The sequence below is a fragment of the Nocardia sp. NBC_01377 genome (genome assembly GCF_045040005.1).
Taxonomy (GTDB): domain Bacteria; phylum Actinomycetota; class Actinomycetes; order Mycobacteriales; family Mycobacteriaceae; genus Nocardia; species Nocardia noduli.
The window spans coordinates 1,483,612-1,500,249 of the sequence record NZ_CP109566.1 but is presented as its reverse complement, the minus strand read 5'-3'; the positions used below and the strand labels follow the sequence as shown (position 1 = coordinate 1,500,249).

The window sequence follows — 16,638 nt, the reverse complement described above, 5'->3', positions numbered from 1 at the left end:
CCGTGCCGAGGTCCCTCTATTTCGAATTGTCGAAGAAGGCGAACAGATCCTCGGCGGATGCTTCCGCGAAATCCGTAACGCCACCCGCATGGCCTGGAATCGTGTCCTTCGTCAGATTCTTCACGAGTTCTTCGAGCTTTCCGACGAGCTCGAACTTGACCGCGGGGGTCATCGTCTCGCTGTCGAGACCTCTCTCGAACCTGTCGAATTCGACGAGTTCCCCTCGCCTGAGGTTCGACGCATTTCGAGATATTTCCCGCATGACATGGTGGGCGAGCGACTCGACGGTCGGATAATCGAATATCAAGGTCGCTGGAAGAGGGAGGCCGGTGACGCGCTTCATCCGGTTCGTCATCTCGACCGCGGTGAGGGAATCGAATCCGAGCTCCTGGAATTTCTGGTCGTTTTCGATGGTCGAGGTGTCTTTGTGTCCCAGTACCGTCGCGATCTGCTGGCATACGACGTCGACAACCAGTTCCAATCGTTCTGTCTCCCCGAGACCGACGATCCGCTGCGCCAGATCCGCGGCGCCGCTCTCGCGATGAGTACTACGTCCAATCGTGGGAAGCAGACCCGATAGAAGCGGTGGAACCGTCGCGGCCTGCATCCGTAGCGTCGCCGAGTCGAACCGCGCGGCCACCAGGTTGTTTCCGCCCTCGAGGAGGGCGCGATCGAGCAAGTTCAATGCGTATTCCGATGACATCGGCGCCATGCCGATACGACTCATGCGTACCGCGTCCGTGTCTCCCAGATGGCTGGTGATGCCGCTGGCTTCGGCCCACAGCCCCCAGGCCAGGGACTGCGCGGGCGATCCGTTGGCTCGGCGATGAGCAGCCAAACCGTCCAGGAAACTGTTGGCCGCCGCGTAGTTGCTCTGTCCGGGGCTTCCGATCACACCGGCTACCGACGAGAACAGCACGAACGCCGACACGTCGCGGCCGATCGTCGCCTCGTGCAGATGCAACGCGGCATCGACTTTGGGCTTCAGCACGACCTCGACGCGATCTCGTGTCAACGATCCGAGCACACCGTCGTCGAGTACGCCCGCTGCGTGGATCACCGCCAATGGCCCGTCGGCGGGAATGTTCGCGATCAATGCGTCGACGGCGGCCCGGTCGGCGACATCGCAGGCCACCACATCCACCCGGGCCCCCGATCTGCACAGCTCGGTGACCAATTCCTCGACGCCCGGTGCACTCATCCCTCGACGACTGGTCAACGTCAACCAGCGCACCCCGTGCTTGACCACCATGTGCCGGGCGACCATCGCGCCCAACGTTCCGGTGCCACCGGTGATCAACACGTGCCCGATCTCGGGCAGGGTGTCGACGGTCTGCGGGTCCTTCGCGACGCGCGTCAGGCGGGGAGCGTGCGTGGTCCCCGATCGGACGGCGGTCTGCGGCTCACCCGTGACGAGCACGCGGCCGGGGTCGATCGAAGAGTCGCAGTCCACCAGCACTACTCGACCGGGGTTTTCCATCTGTGCCGAACGCACCAGTCCCCATACCGCGGAGCCAGCCAGGGAGGTGATGTCCTCACCGTCGACAGCGACCGCACCGCGAGTGACGATCAGCAACGTCGACGCGTGGTAACGGGCCTCGACCTGCCATCGCTGCAGGACCTCCAGGGTCTCCGCGACAGCGGCGTGGACCGACTCAGCGTCGTCGCCGTCGGGGCATGCGTATACGACGACATCGGGCACGGCGTCGGTTCGCTCGAGCTCTCGCCAGAAACCGGTCGAAACCTCGCGTGGCTCGACCAGCACGGGTGTCCACTCCACGCGGAACAGCCCGTCCCGGTTGGCCGCCGACCCGACCGTGGCGAGCTCGCGGGCGGATACGGGTCGCGATATCAGCGACTCGACCGACAGTACGGGTCGGCCTGCCTCGTCGGCGGCCTCCAGTGAGACCGAATCGGCACCCGTGGTGGCGATTCGTGCTCGCACCGAGCCCGTGCCCGCACCGTGAAGAGTCACACCGCTCCACGCGTACGGCAGGACCAGCTCCTGAGTTAGGCCACTCGCGAACACCGCGTGCAGCGTCGTGTCGAGAAGCGCGGGGTGAATCCCGATGTTCTCGGCGGCGGTGTCGGGTAAACCGGGCAGGGCGGCTTCGACGAAGATTTCGTCGTTTCGGCGCCACACCGCGCGAAGTCCCTGGAATGTGGGGCCATAGTCGTATCCCCTGTCAGACAATCGGTCGTACAGCCCGTCGATATCGACGGAGGTCGCGTCGGCCGGGGGCCATGGTGCCGTTTCGACGGTTCGTGTCGTGGCCTGGGAGGACAACAGGCCTTGTGCGTGTACCGTCTGCAACGCGAGCTGGGAATCGTCTCTGGACCAGAGCGTGATCGGTCGGTTGCCGGTGTCGTCGATGGCCCCGACGCGTACCTGCAGAGTGACCGAGCCGGCGGCCGGGATCACCAAGGGCACCGACAACGTCAACTCGCGAACACCGTCGCAACCAGCCTCCTCGGCGGCGCGCAACGCGAGTTCGACGAACGCCGCACCCGGCAGCAACACAAACCCGGCGACCGCGTGATCGGCCAACCACGGGTGCGACTGCAACGACAAGCGGCCCGTGAACAACCACCCCTCGTCACCGGGTAGTTCCACCACCGCGCCCAGCAGCGGATGATCGGCGGACACCAAACCCAGACCTGCCGCGTCACCGGTCGAGGCCTGCGCCCCGGCCAGCCAATACCGTTGACGTTGGAACGCGTACGTCGGTAGATCCACCCGACGACCCTGCCCCCGCAGCACCCGATTCCAGTCCACCGCACCACCAGCGACCTCGATCGCCGCGACAGCCTCGAGCGCCGACCTCGGTTCCTCGTGCCCTTTGCGGAGAACCGACACACACGCCACTTCGGACGAGACCGTCGATTGTTCGACCACACTGGTCAAACCGCTGGCCGGGCCGACCTCCACGAAATTCGTCACGCCCAGCTGTTCGAGACACCGGATCGCGTCACCGAATCGAACCGGCATCCGGACGTGGTCGACCCAATGGCGCGACGAACGAAAACCGGTGTCGGCAAGTTCACCGTTGAGCGTGGACACGATCGAGATCTCGGGCTGCTCGTAGGAGATGCCGTTGGCGATGGTCTCGAACTCCGCCAACATGGGTTCCATCAACGGGGAATGGAACGCATGAGAAACCGCCAACTGTTTCACGTGCCGCCCCAGCGCACGGAGTTTCGCCGCGATCTCGAGTACGGCGGTCTCCACACCCGACACCACGACCGACTCCGGTCCGTTGATCGCGGCCACGCCGACCTCGTCGGTCAACAGCGGCGCCACCTCGAACTCACTGGCCTGCGCGGCCACCATCGCCCCACCCGCCGGCAGCGCGTCCATCAACCGGCCACGCGCGGCGACCAGGACAGCGGCATCCTCGAGTGACAAGACCCCCGACACGTGAGCCGCGGCCAGCTCACCCACCGAATGCCCCGCGACGTAGTCCGGGCGCACACCCCAACTGGCGAGCAACCCGAACAACGCGACCTCGACCGCGAACAACCCCGCCTGCGTGAACAACGTCCTGTTCAACCGCGCATCGTCATCACCCCAGACGACCTCACGCAACGAGCACCCCAACTGGGCATCGAGCTCCGCGACCACGGCGTCGAACCCCACGGCGAACTCGGGGAAAGCCTCATACAACTCCCGCCCCATGCCCAACCACTGCGCGCCCTGGCCCGGAAAGACGAACGCCGTCTTACCGCTACCGGCCACCCCCTCGACCACACCGGCCACCGACCGACCCTCAGCCACCGCGACCAAACCGGCGAGCAAGTCCTCGCGGGCTCGGCCCAGTACGACGGCCCGATGTTCGAACCGTGATCGCGCCGACAACGATGGTCCGATATCGACGTGATGGAGCTCGGCTCGTTCGTTCACGAACCGCGTCAATCGGGCCGCCTGCCCCGCCAAGGCCTCCCGGCTGCGACCCGACACCACCCACGCAACCAGCGGCGCCGCCGCCGACGCGGTCGCCGTGCGCGTATCGAGGTCCTCCACCGCGGATTCCTCCACCGCGGAGCCGTCAACGGGCGATGTCGACACGGCGGGCGCTGAGTCTCGTGCCGGTGCCTGCTCGAGGATCACGTGGGCGTTGGTGCCGCCCAGGCCGAAGCTGGACACCGCCGCTCGTCGTGGGCGATCCACCTCTGGCCACGGCTGCTGCTCGGTCAACAACGCGACCGACCCCGAGGACCAATCCACGTGCGGGGACGGCGCGTCCACGTGCAGCGTGCGCGGCAACACACCCCCGCGCAACGCCATGACCATCTTGATCACGCCTGCCACGCCCGCCGCCGCTTGCGCGTGTCCGATGTTGGACTTGATCGACCCCAGCCACAGCGGACGATCGTGCGGACGGTCCTGACCGTAGGTCGCCAACAACGCCTGCGCCTCGATCGGATCACCCAGCGTCGTGCCGGTCCCGTGCGCCTCCACCACGTCGACCTCCGACGCCGCCACCCGCGCGTTGGCCAACGCCTGACGGATCACCCGCTGCTGAGCCGGTCCGTTCGGCGCGGTCAAACCATTCGACGCACCATCCTGATTCACCGCCGAACCGCGAATCACCGCCAACACCTCGTGCCCGTTGCGTTCGGCGTCGGACAAGCGTTCGACCAGCAGTACGCCGACACCTTCACCCCATCCGGTGCCGTCGGCGGCCGCGGCGAACGACTTGCAACGTCCGTCGGGGGACAGACCCCGCTGATAGGAGAACTCCACGAACGTTCCCGGGGTCGCCATCACCGTCACGCCGCCGGCCAGCGCCAGCCCGGATTCGCCCGATCGGACCGAGGCCACCGCGTGATGCAACGCCACCAATGACGACGAGCACGCGGTGTCCACCGTCACCGCGGGCCCTTCCAGTCCCAGCACGTAGGAGACGCGGCCCGAGGCCACGCTGCCGGTGCCGCCGGTACCCAGGTAGCCGTCGACCTCCGCGGGAACCTCCAATCCGCGCACCGTGTAGTCGTGGTACATCAACCCGGTGAAAACGCCGGTGTTGGTGCCCTTCAACGATTTCGGGTCGATCCCCGCTCGCTCGATCGCCTCCCATGACACTTCCAACAGCAGCCGCTGCTGCGGATCCATGGCCAACGCCTCGCGAGGGCTGATCCCGAAGAACCTCGCGTCGAATTCGTCGGCGTCGTAGAGGAATCCGCCCTCGCGTGTGTACGACTTCCCGCGTGCCGCGGGGTCCGGGTCGTACAGGTTATCCAGATCCCAGTACCGGTCGGTCGGGAACTCACCCACCGCGTCCGAGCCAGACACGACCAGATCCCACAGGTCCTGTGGTTCGGTCACGCCGCCGGGGAACCGGCACGCCATGCCGACCAGCGCGACCGGTTCGGTCAAGGAGTCGGCGAGTTCTTTGTTCCGTACTCGCAGATTCGCCGCGTCGACCAACGCGGCACGAAGCGCTTCGGCCAGTCTGTTGTCCGAACTTGTCAAGGGTAGGTCCACTCTTTCTCGATCATGCGTTCCGGCACACCGCTCCTGGGAGCGTTCGTCTATTCCCCGAAAGCCATACGGATGAGGGCTTCGTTGTCCATTTCCTGGATGCGCGCGATGGTGTCTTCGCTTTCGGACTTCTCCGGCGCGCCGGCGGAGGACGATGCCCTCACTCCGGCCAATTCGAGAAGGGTCTCCAATAGGCCCGCGTCACGAATCTTGCTGATCGGAATTGAATTGATCAGAACGTGCAATTCCGTATCGTCGTTTCGGCCCCCTCCCTCCGCTTTCTCGTACTCAGCGGCGAGGTGTTTGGCGAGGGTGTGGGGTGTGGGATGGTCGAAGATCAGGGTCGCCGTCAGCGACAGCCCCGTCCCCCGCGACAACGTGTTGCGCAGCTCGAGCGCGGTCAACGAATCGATACCGAGGTCCTTGAACGGTTGATCGGGACCGACCGTGTCCGGTGTCGGATGTCCCAGCAGTGTGGCCGTGGTATCACGCACCAGATCGGTCAGGTGACGATGGCGCTGCTCGGAGGTCAACGCCGCCAACTGTGAGATCAACACCGCGCTCGGGTCGACCGAACGACCCGCCGACGCCCGCGGACGAGCCGTGACCAACGCCGACAACACCGGCGCCAACGTGCCCTCGTGTGCCTGTTGGGTCAGCGCCCGCGTGTTGACCGGCGTGGCCGCCAACACCGCCACACCGCTGTCCAGGGCGGCGTCGAACATCGCCAGACCCGCCTGGTCGGTCACCGGACTCAAACCACTACGCGCGATACGCGCGGTATCGGCGCCGGACAGATGACCGGTCATACCCGACGCGGTGGCCCAGTAACCCCACACCAGACTCGTCGCGGGAAGACCCAGACCACGCCGGTACTCGGCCAGGGCGTCGAGAGCGGTGTTGGCCGCGGCGTAGTTGCCCTGACCGGCCCCACCCAACACACCCGCCACCGACGAGTAGAGAACGAACGCCGCCAGATCCAGATCCGCGGTGAGCTCGTGCAGATGCCAGGCCGCGTCGGTCTTGGCCGCCAGCACCCGATCCAACCGCTCGGCGGTCAGATCCGCGAGCGGCGCGTCGGCCAACACACCCGCGGTGTGCACAACCGCGGTCAACCGATGACGACTCGGGATCGACGCCAACAACGCCGCCACCGCGTCACGATCACCGATGTCGCAGGCACTGATCGTGACCTCGGCACCCAGCTCGCTCAACCGCCCAGCGAGCTCGGCGGCACCCGGCGCCGCCGACCCCCGACGAGACACCAACCACAGATGCCGCACACCGTGCGCGGTGACCAGATGCTCGGCCAACAACCCACCCAGCGTCCCGGTACCACCGGTGATCAACACCGTGCCCTCACCGTCGAAGACGAACGAGTCCTGCGATCCCGAGACCGCGGCGGGCACGAGTCGGGGGATGTGGATGGTGTCGCCCCGCAGGGCGAGTTGAGTTTCGTGGGGGCTGGTGGCCAGGACGCCGGCCAGCACCACCGGGATATCGGTGTCGGGTGTGTCGAGGTCGAGAAGGGTGATGGGATGGTTGGGGTGTTCGGTTTGGGTGCTACGGGTCAAACCCCACACCGCGGCCTGCGCGAGGTCGGGCGCGCGGTCGTGGGGGCCGACGGTGACCGCGCCGCGGCTGCGCATGAGCAGACGGACCCCGGCCAGCTCGGGGCGAGCCGTCCACGCCTGCAGCAGCGACAGGGCCTCACCGGTGACCGCGCGGATCCGCGCCGGAACATCGACACCGTCGTGGGTGGGAACCGGCCAGACCACGACCTCGGGAAGCGGACCCACCTCGAGCAGGGCGTCCAGATCACGATGCACCGCGAGCGCACCCAACGCGCCCTCGACCGGGCCTGCACTCAACACCGCCCACCGACCGGCCTCGAACACCCCGGTGGTGTCGGGTGTAGGGGCCGGTGACCAGGACATGTGCAGCAGGGTGGGTCGTTGCTGTCGGGTCGCGCCCTGATGCAGGGCTTCGGGCGACAGGCGCCGCACGGTCAGAGACTCGACGGTGGCCACGGGCGCGCCGGTGGAGTCGCTGGTGTGCAGGGCGACGGTCTCGGGTCCGGTACGTGTCATCCGTACCCGCAACGCGGTGGCGTCGGTGGCGTGCAGGCTGACCCCGGCGAACGCGAACGGCACCACCAACACATCGCCGTTGGCGACGTCGGCGTCGGTGCCCAGCAGGTGCAGGGCGGCGTCGAGCAGCGCCGGGTGGATGCTGTATCCGGTGGTGTCGGTGCCCGCGGGCAGTTCGACCTCGGCGTAGACGGTGCTGTCGTTGAGGCTGCGCCACAGGGTGCGCAGGCCCTGGAACATCGGCCCGTAGTCGTATCCGAGGTCGGACAGGTTCTGGTAGAAGCGGGCTTGGTCGACCTGTTCGATCCCGGCCGGCGGCCAGGTCGCTGCCCACGGCTCGACCACCACACCGGTGTCGGGTGTGAGCCGTCCGGTGGCGTGCAGTGTCCACTCGGGTCGTTCCCCGCCGCCGCCGTCGGTGTCGGGTCGGGTACGGATGACGATACGACGCTCGTCGAGCGCGTCGCCGGTGTCGGTGACGGTGATCCGCAGTTGCAGGTTGGTGTGTTCGGGAATCGACAACGGGGCCTGCAAGGCCAGTTCGGCCAGGCGGGGGTAACCGGTGTAGTGACCGGCATGCAGGGCTAGATCGACCAGTCCGGCACCGGGCACCACCGCGGTCCCGAACAGCGAGTGGTCCACCAGCCACGGGTGAGCGCGCAGCGAGAGCTGTCCGGTGAACACCCATCCCTGGTCCTCGCCCAGGTCGGTGACCGCGCCGAGCAGCGGGTGGGTGGCCGGGTCGAGTCCCGCGCTGGTCACGTCGGTGATCGGGGCGGCGTTGAGCCAGTACCGTTGGTGTTGGAAGGCGTAGGTGGGCAACGCGATCGCCGATGTTCGTGGCGAGAAGACCCGGGTCCAGTCCGGGCTGTGGCCGTGGACGTGCACGCGGGCGAGCGCGGTGGTGAACGCGACCGTGTCGGGATGGTTCTTGCGCAACGTCGCGATCGCCACCGAACCCATCCCCACACCGGCACCGGTCGAGTCGGCCCGCGCGGTACCGGCGTGGTGGTCTTCGATGCTCTCCGCGATCGACGCGGTCAGGATCGGATGCGCCGACAGTTCCACGAACGTGTGCTGTCCGCGCTCGAGCAACGTCGTCACCGCGTCGTGGAAACGCACCGTCTCCCGCAGGTTCCGACACCAGTACTCGGGTGAGCCGAGGTCCTCGTCGGTGGCGATCGCTCCGGTGACGGTGGAGACGATCCCCACGGTGGCCGGTCGGTAGGTCACCGCGGCGGCGATGTCATGGAACGGAGACAACGCCGAATCCATGTAGGGGGAATGGAAGGCGTTGCTGACCCGTAGCGGTTTGGTCTTGTGGCCCTGCGCGGTGAGTTGCTCGCCGAGCATGTCGATGTCGTGAGGGTCTCCCGACACCACGACCGAGGTAGGGCTGTTGACCACGGCGATCGCGACCCGCCCGTGGTTCTCAAGCAGGGAACGTACCTGCGGCTCGTCGGCTTGAACGGCGAGCATCACTCCCCCGACGGGGCAGGACTGCATCAGGCGCGCGCGGGCGGTGACCAGGATCGCCGCGTCGGTCAGGGAGAACACTCCGGCGACGTGGGCCGCGGTGAGTTCACCGATGGAATGGCCCAGCAGGTAGTCCGGAACGATCCCGAGCGAGGTGTAGAGCCGGTACAAGGCGACACCGAACGCGAACAACGCCGGCTGGGTGTAGACGGTCTGATCCAGCAACTGCGCGGTCGCGGTGCCCGCTTCGGCGAACATGACCTGCGACAACGCGACGTCCAGGTGTGGATCCAGCGCCGCGCACACCTGGTCGAGGGCGGTGCGGAACGCCGGGTAACTCTGGTAGAGGCCCATGCCCATGCCGAGGTGTTGGGCGCCTTGGCCCGGGAACACGAACACCGTCGCGCCCCGGCCCGCGGGACCCACCACACCGTGGACCAGTTGCGGATCCGGACGATCGGATTCGAGCGCGCCCAGTACCGCCAGCAACCGTTCCCGCGCGGTATCGGTGTCGGGATCCACGGTGATCGCGGCACGATAGGGGTGATGGGTTCGCGTGGTGGCCAGCGAATACGCCAGATCCGTCAAACCCGACTCAGGGTGGGTATGCACGTGTTCCCGCAACCGCGCGGCCTGATCGACCAACGCCTGCTCGGACTTGCCCGAGACCGTGAACACCCACGACGACACCGGGTCCTCGACATCGGATCGCTCGAGCGGTGTGGTGGTTCCCCCGTCACCAGCGCTGTCGACGGGATCGGCCGCCGGGGCCTGCTGCAGGATCAGGTGGGCGTTGGTCCCGGAGATACCGAACGAGGACACCGCCGCGGTCCGCGGGTGACCGTTGACCGGCCATTCGGTCGACTCGGTGAGCAGGCGTACCGCCCCGGCATCCCAATCGATGTGCGGCGACGGCGCGTCGACATGCAGAGTCCGCGGTAGCACACCGTGCTGCAGCGCCATCACCATCTTGATCATCCCGGCCGCACCCGCCGCGGCCTGCGTGTGACCGATGTTGGATTTGACCGACCCCAACCACAACGGTGTCACCACGCCCTCGGCGTCGGTGGGCCGGGTCTGACCGTAGGTCGCCAACAACGCACCGGCCTCGATCGGATCACCCAGCTTCGTGCCGGTCCCGTGCGCCTCCACCACGTCGACCTGGTCCGCGGAAACTCTCGCGTTGGCCAACGCCTGCGTGATCACCCGCTGCTGCGAGGGACCGTTGGGCGCGGACAACCCGTTGGAGGCCCCGTCCTGATTCACCGCCGAACCCCGGATCACCGCCAACACCCGACGACCCTCACGACGAGCATCCGACAACCGCTGCAGAACCAACACCGCCGAACCCTCACCCCAGCCGGTGCCGTCCGCCGCGGCCGCGAAGGACTTGCACCGCCCGTCGCGGGCCAGTCCCCGCTGGCGGGAGAACTCGCTGAACGCCCGCGGTGTGGCCATCACCGTGACGCCACCGGCCAGCGCCAGCGACGACTCACCGCTGCGCAGCGACTGACACGCCAGATGCGCGGCCACCAACGACGACGAACACGCGGTATCGACGGTGATCGCCGGACCCTGCAGTCCCAGGGTGTAGGCGATACGACCGGACGCGACACTGGTCGCGGTCCCGGTCAGCGAGTAACCCTCCGCGGACTCCGAACCGGCCGAACCGTATTCCTGACTCCAGATACCGGTGAACACACCGGTATCGCTACCGGCCACCCCGGCCGGATCGATCCCGGCGGCTTCCAGCGCCTCCCAGCACACCTCCAACAGCAACCGCTGCTGAGGATCCATCGACAAGGCCTCACGAGGAGAGATCCCGAAGAACGCCGCGTCGAACCCGGCCGCCTCCCGCAGGAACCCGCCGTGCCGGGCGTAGGACTTGCCCACCGCGTCCGGATCCGGATCGAACAAACCCTCCAGATCCCAGCCTCGATCGGTCGGGAACTCACCCACCGCGTCCGAACCCGACACGACCAGATCCCACAGATCCTGCGGACCGGCCACACCACCGGGGAACCGGCACGCCATCCCCACCACCGCCACCGGCTCGTCGGTACCGACGCCGACGGCGGCTGCGGGCGTGAACGTGGTCGTGGTCGTGGTCGGTGTCAGTCGTTCGGCGAGGTGTTTGGCGAGGGTGTGGGGTGTGGGATGGTCGAAGATCAGGGTCGCCGTCAGCGACAGCCCCGTCCCCCGCGACAACGTGTTGCGCAGCTCGAGCGCGGTCAACGAATCGATACCGAGGTCCTTGAACGGTTGATCGGGACCGACCGTGTCCGGTGTCGGATGTCCCAGCAGTGTGGCCGTGGTATCACGCACCAGATCGGTCAGGTGACGATGGCGCTGCTCGGAGGTCAACGCCGCCAACTGTGAGATCAACACCGCGCTCGGGTCGACCGAACGACCCGCCGACGCCCGCGGACGAGCCGTGACCAACGCCGACAACACCGGCGCCAACGTGCCCTCGTGTGCCTGTTGGGTCAGCGCCCGCGTGTTGACCGGCGTGGCCGCCAACACCGCCACACCGCTGTCCAGGGCGGCGTCGAACATCGCCAGACCCGCCTGGTCGGTCACCGGACTCAAACCACTACGCGCGATACGCGCGGTATCGGCGCCGGACAGATGACCGGTCATACCCGACGCGGTGGCCCAGTAACCCCACACCAGACTCGTCGCGGGAAGACCCAGACCACGCCGGTACTCGGCCAGGGCGTCGAGAGCGGTGTTGGCCGCGGCGTAGTTGCCCTGACCGGCCCCACCCAACACACCCGCCACCGACGAGTAGAGAACGAACGCCGCCAGATCCAGATCCGCGGTGAGCTCGTGCAGATGCCAGGCCGCGTCGGTCTTGGCCGCCAGCACCCGATCCAACCGCTCGGCGGTCAGATCCGCGAGCGGCGCGTCGGCCAACACACCCGCGGTGTGCACAACCGCGGTCAACCGATGACGACTCGGGATCGACGCCAACAACGCCGCCACCGCGTCACGATCACCGATGTCGCAGGCACTGATCGTGACCTCGGCACCCAGCTCGCTCAACCGCCCAGCGAGCTCGGCGGCACCCGGCGCCGCCGACCCCCGACGAGACACCAACCACAGATGCCGCACACCGTGCGCGGTGACCAGATGCTCGGCCAACAACCCACCCAGCGTCCCGGTACCACCGGTGATCAACACCGTGCCCTCACCGTCGAAGACGAACGAGTCCTGCGATCCCGAGACCGCGGCGGGCACGAGTCGGGGGATGTGGATGGTGTCGCCCCGCAGGGCGAGTTGAGTTTCGTGGGGGCTGGTGGCCAGGACGCCGGCCAGCACCACCGGGATATCGGTGTCGGGTGTGTCGAGGTCGAGAAGGGTGATGGGATGGTTGGGGTGTTCGGTTTGGGTGCTACGGGTCAAACCCCACACCGCGGCCTGCGCGAGGTCGGGCGCGCGGTCGTGGGGGCCGACGGTGACCGCGCCGCGGCTGCGCATGAGCAGACGGACCCCGGCCAGCTCGGGGCGAGCCGTCCACGCCTGCAGCAGCGACAGGGCCTCACCGGTGACCGCGCGGATCCGCGCCGGAACATCGACACCGTCGTGGGTGGGAACCGGCCAGACCACGACCTCGGGAAGCGGACCCACCTCGAGCAGGGCGTCCAGATCACGATGCACCGCGAGCGCACCCAACGCGCCCTCGACCGGGCCTGCACTCAACACCGCCCACCGACCGGCCTCGAACACCCCGGCGCGCGGGTCTGTCCGCAACAATGCCCAAGTCAGCGCCCACAGATCCGAGCGACGACGGCTGACGAGGGAGGACAGGACGGCCTCGGCGACGGGCCTGAGCGTCAAGGACTCGATGGTCAGAATCGGCTCGCCGGCGAAGTCGTCGGCGTAGAGAGCGACGGTGTCGGTGCTGGTACGGGTCATCCGCACCCGCAGCCGGGTCGCGTTGTCCGCGTGCAGGGTGACACCGGCGAACGCGTGAGGCAGCCGGATCGCGTCGGAGAGGTCATGGTTATCGAGCAGGGGATGCAAGGCGGCGTCGAGCAGCGCGGGATGGATTCCGTAGCCGACAGGATCACTCACCTCCGGCAACTCGATGTCGGCGTAGACGGTGTCGGTGACATCGTCACGCCAGACACCGCGGACACCTCGAAACAGACCGTGGTAGTCGTAGCCATCGTCGGTCAACCGCTCGTAGAAGTCCTCCATCACCGGCGGGTCGATCGCCACTGCGTCGAGCGGCGGCCAGATCGCGAGGTCGTCCGGGGTGTCAGGCGTGGATGGTGCCATGGACAAGGTGGCGGTGGCGTGCAACGTCCATGCCGTCGCGGCGGCCGGTTCGGCGAGGAGATCGCCCGCGCCGTGCGGACGGGAATGAATGGTGACGGGGCACCGGTCCGCGTCGGTGGTGTGCACGGCGATCTGCAAATCGACCACAGCGTGGTCGGACAGGACGAGTGGTGCGTGCACGACGAGCTCGTCCAGACGAGGGTGTCCCATACGGTCGCCCGCGTACAGCGCTAGGTCCAAGAGCGCGGTACCGGGCAGCACCACCGTTCCCCATAGGGCGTAGCCCTCCAACCAGGAGTGCGTCGAGGTCGACAGGCGACCGGACAACACGGTCAGGTCCTGATCCGCGACTTCGGTGACCGCGCCGAGCAGCGGGTGGGTGGCCGGGTCGAGTCCCGCGCTGGTCACGTCGGTGATCGGGGCGGCGTTGAGCCAGTACCGTTGGTGTTGGAAGGCGTAGGTGGGCAACGCGATCGCCGATGTTCGTGGCGAGAAGACCCGGGTCCAGTCCGGGCTGTGGCCGTGGACGTGCACGCGGGCGAGCGCGGTGGTGAACGCGACCGTGTCGGGATGGTTCTTGCGCAACGTCGCGATCGCCACCGAACCCATCCCCACACCGGCACCGGTCGAGTCGGCCCGCGCGGTACCGGCGTGGTGGTCTTCGATGCTCTCCGCGATCGACGCGGTCAGGATCGGATGCGCCGACAGTTCCACGAACGTGTGCTGTCCGCGCTCGAGCAACGTCGTCACCGCGTCGTGGAAACGCACCGTCTCCCGCAGGTTCCGACACCAGTACTCGGGTGAGCCGAGGTCCTCGTCGGTGGCGATCGCTCCGGTGACGGTGGAGACGATCCCCACGGTGGCCGGTCGGTAGGTCACCGCGGCGGCGATGTCATGGAACGGAGACAACGCCGAATCCATGTAGGGGGAATGGAAGGCGTTGCTGACCCGTAGCGGTTTGGTCTTGTGGCCCTGCGCGGTGAGTTGCTCGCCGAGCATGTCGATGTCGTGAGGGTCTCCCGACACCACGACCGAGGTAGGGCTGTTGACCACGGCGATCGCGACCCGCCCGTGGTTCTCAAGCAGGGAACGTACCTGCGGCTCGTCGGCTTGAACGGCGAGCATCACTCCCCCGACGGGGCAGGACTGCATCAGGCGCGCGCGGGCGGTGACCAGGATCGCCGCGTCGGTCAGGGAGAACACTCCGGCGACGTGGGCCGCGGTGAGTTCACCGATGGAATGGCCCAGCAGGTAGTCCGGAACGATCCCGAGCGAGGTGTAGAGCCGGTACAAGGCGACACCGAACGCGAACAACGCCGGCTGGGTGTAGACGGTCTGATCCAGCAACTGCGCGGTCGCGGTGCCCGCTTCGGCGAACATGACCTGCGACAACGCGACGTCCAGGTGTGGATCCAGCGCCGCGCACACCTGGTCGAGGGCGGTGCGGAACGCCGGGTAACTCTGGTAGAGGCCCATGCCCATGCCGAGGTGTTGGGCGCCTTGGCCCGGGAACACGAACACCGTCGCGCCCCGGCCCGCGGGACCCACCACACCGTGGACCAGTTGCGGATCCGGACGATCGGATTCGAGCGCGCCCAGTACCGCCAGCAACCGTTCCCGCGCGGTATCGGTGTCGGGATCCACGGTGATCGCGGCACGATAGGGGTGATGGGTTCGCGTGGTGGCCAGCGAATACGCCAGATCCGTCAAACCCGACTCAGGGTGGGTATGCACGTGTTCCCGCAACCGCGCGGCCTGATCGACCAACGCCTGCTCGGACTTGCCCGAGACCGTGAACACCCACGACGACACCGGGTCCTCGACATCGGATCGCTCGAGCGGTGTGGTGGTTCCCCCGTCACCAGCGCTGTCGACGGGATCGGCCGCCGGGGCCTGCTGCAGGATCAGGTGGGCGTTGGTCCCGGAGATACCGAACGAGGACACCGCCGCGGTCCGCGGGTGACCGTTGACCGGCCATTCGGTCGACTCGGTGAGCAGGCGTACCGCCCCGGCATCCCAATCGATGTGCGGCGACGGCGCGTCGACATGCAGAGTCCGCGGTAGCACACCGTGCTGCAGCGCCATCACCATCTTGATCATCCCGGCCGCACCCGCCGCGGCCTGCGTGTGACCGATGTTGGATTTGACCGACCCCAACCACAACGGTGTCACCACGCCCTCGGCGTCGGTGGGCCGGGTCTGACCGTAGGTCGCCAACAACGCACCGGCCTCGATCGGATCACCCAGCTTCGTGCCGGTCCCGTGCGCCTCCACCACGTCGACCTGGTCCGCGGAAACTCTCGCGTTGGCCAACGCCTGCGTGATCACCCGCTGCTGCGAGGGACCGTTGGGCGCGGACAACCCGTTGGAGGCCCCGTCCTGATTCACCGCCGAACCCCGGATCACCGCCAACACCCGACGACCCTCACGACGAGCATCCGACAACCGCTGCAGAACCAACACCGCCGAACCCTCACCCCAGCCGGTGCCGTCCGCCGCGGCCGCGAAGGACTTGCACCGCCCGTCGCGGGCCAGTCCCCGCTGGCGGGAGAACTCGCTGAACGCCCGCGGTGTGGCCATCACCGTGACGCCACCGGCCAGCGCCAGCGACGACTCACCGCTGCGCAGCGACTGACACGCCAGATGCGCGGCCACCAACGACGACGAACACGCGGTATCGACGGTGATCGCCGGACCCTGCAGTCCCAGGGTGTAGGCGATACGACCGGACGCGACACTGGTCGCGGTCCCGGTCAGCGAGTAACCCTCCGCGGACTCCGAACCGGCCGAACCGTATTCCTGACTCCAGATACCGGTGAACACACCGGTATCGCTACCGGCCACCCCGGCCGGATCGATCCCGGCGGCTTCCAGCGCCTCCCAGCACACCTCCAACAGCAACCGCTGCTGAGGATCCATCGACAAGGCCTCACGAGGAGAGATCCCGAAGAACGCCGCGTCGAACCCGGCCGCCTCCCGCAGGAACCCGCCGTGCCGGGCGTAGGACTTGCCCACCGCGTCCGGATCCGGATCGAACAAACCCTCCAGATCCCAGCCTCGATCGGTCGGGAACTCACCCACCGCGTCCGAACCCGACACGACCAGATCCCACAGATCCTGCGGACCGGCCACACCACCGGGGAACCGGCACGCCATCCCCACCACCGCCACCGGCTCGTGTCGGCTGGCTTCCACCTCCCGCAATCGACGACGAACGCTGTGAAGTTCACCGGATGCGCGTGCCAGGTAGTCTCTGAGTTTCTCTTCGTTCGACATTCCAGCTTCTTTCGGGACTGAGAGTTTGGT

At 67.4% G+C, this 16,638-nt stretch carries 1 protein-coding gene and 1 pseudogene; both read right to left on the bottom strand.

Annotated features, from left to right (window positions below):
* Positions 1-16: 16 nt before the first annotated feature.
* A pseudogene (locus tag OG225_RS06850) lies at positions 17-5,458 on the bottom strand (type I polyketide synthase); the annotation flags it as partial.
* Positions 5,459-5,532: 74 nt separating this feature from the next.
* On the bottom strand, positions 5,533-16,608 hold the full coding sequence (locus OG225_RS06845) for a type I polyketide synthase (protein WP_405180892.1): 11,076 nt from the start codon (positions 16,606-16,608) through the stop codon (positions 5,533-5,535).
* Positions 16,609-16,638 lie beyond the last annotated feature (30 nt).

Bases quoted from the DNA above. Each gene is read 5' to 3' on its own strand.
- OG225_RS06845 (WP_405180892.1), bottom strand. From the start codon at position 16,608: ATGTCGAACGAAGAGAAACTCAGAGACTACCTGGCACGCGCATCCGGT.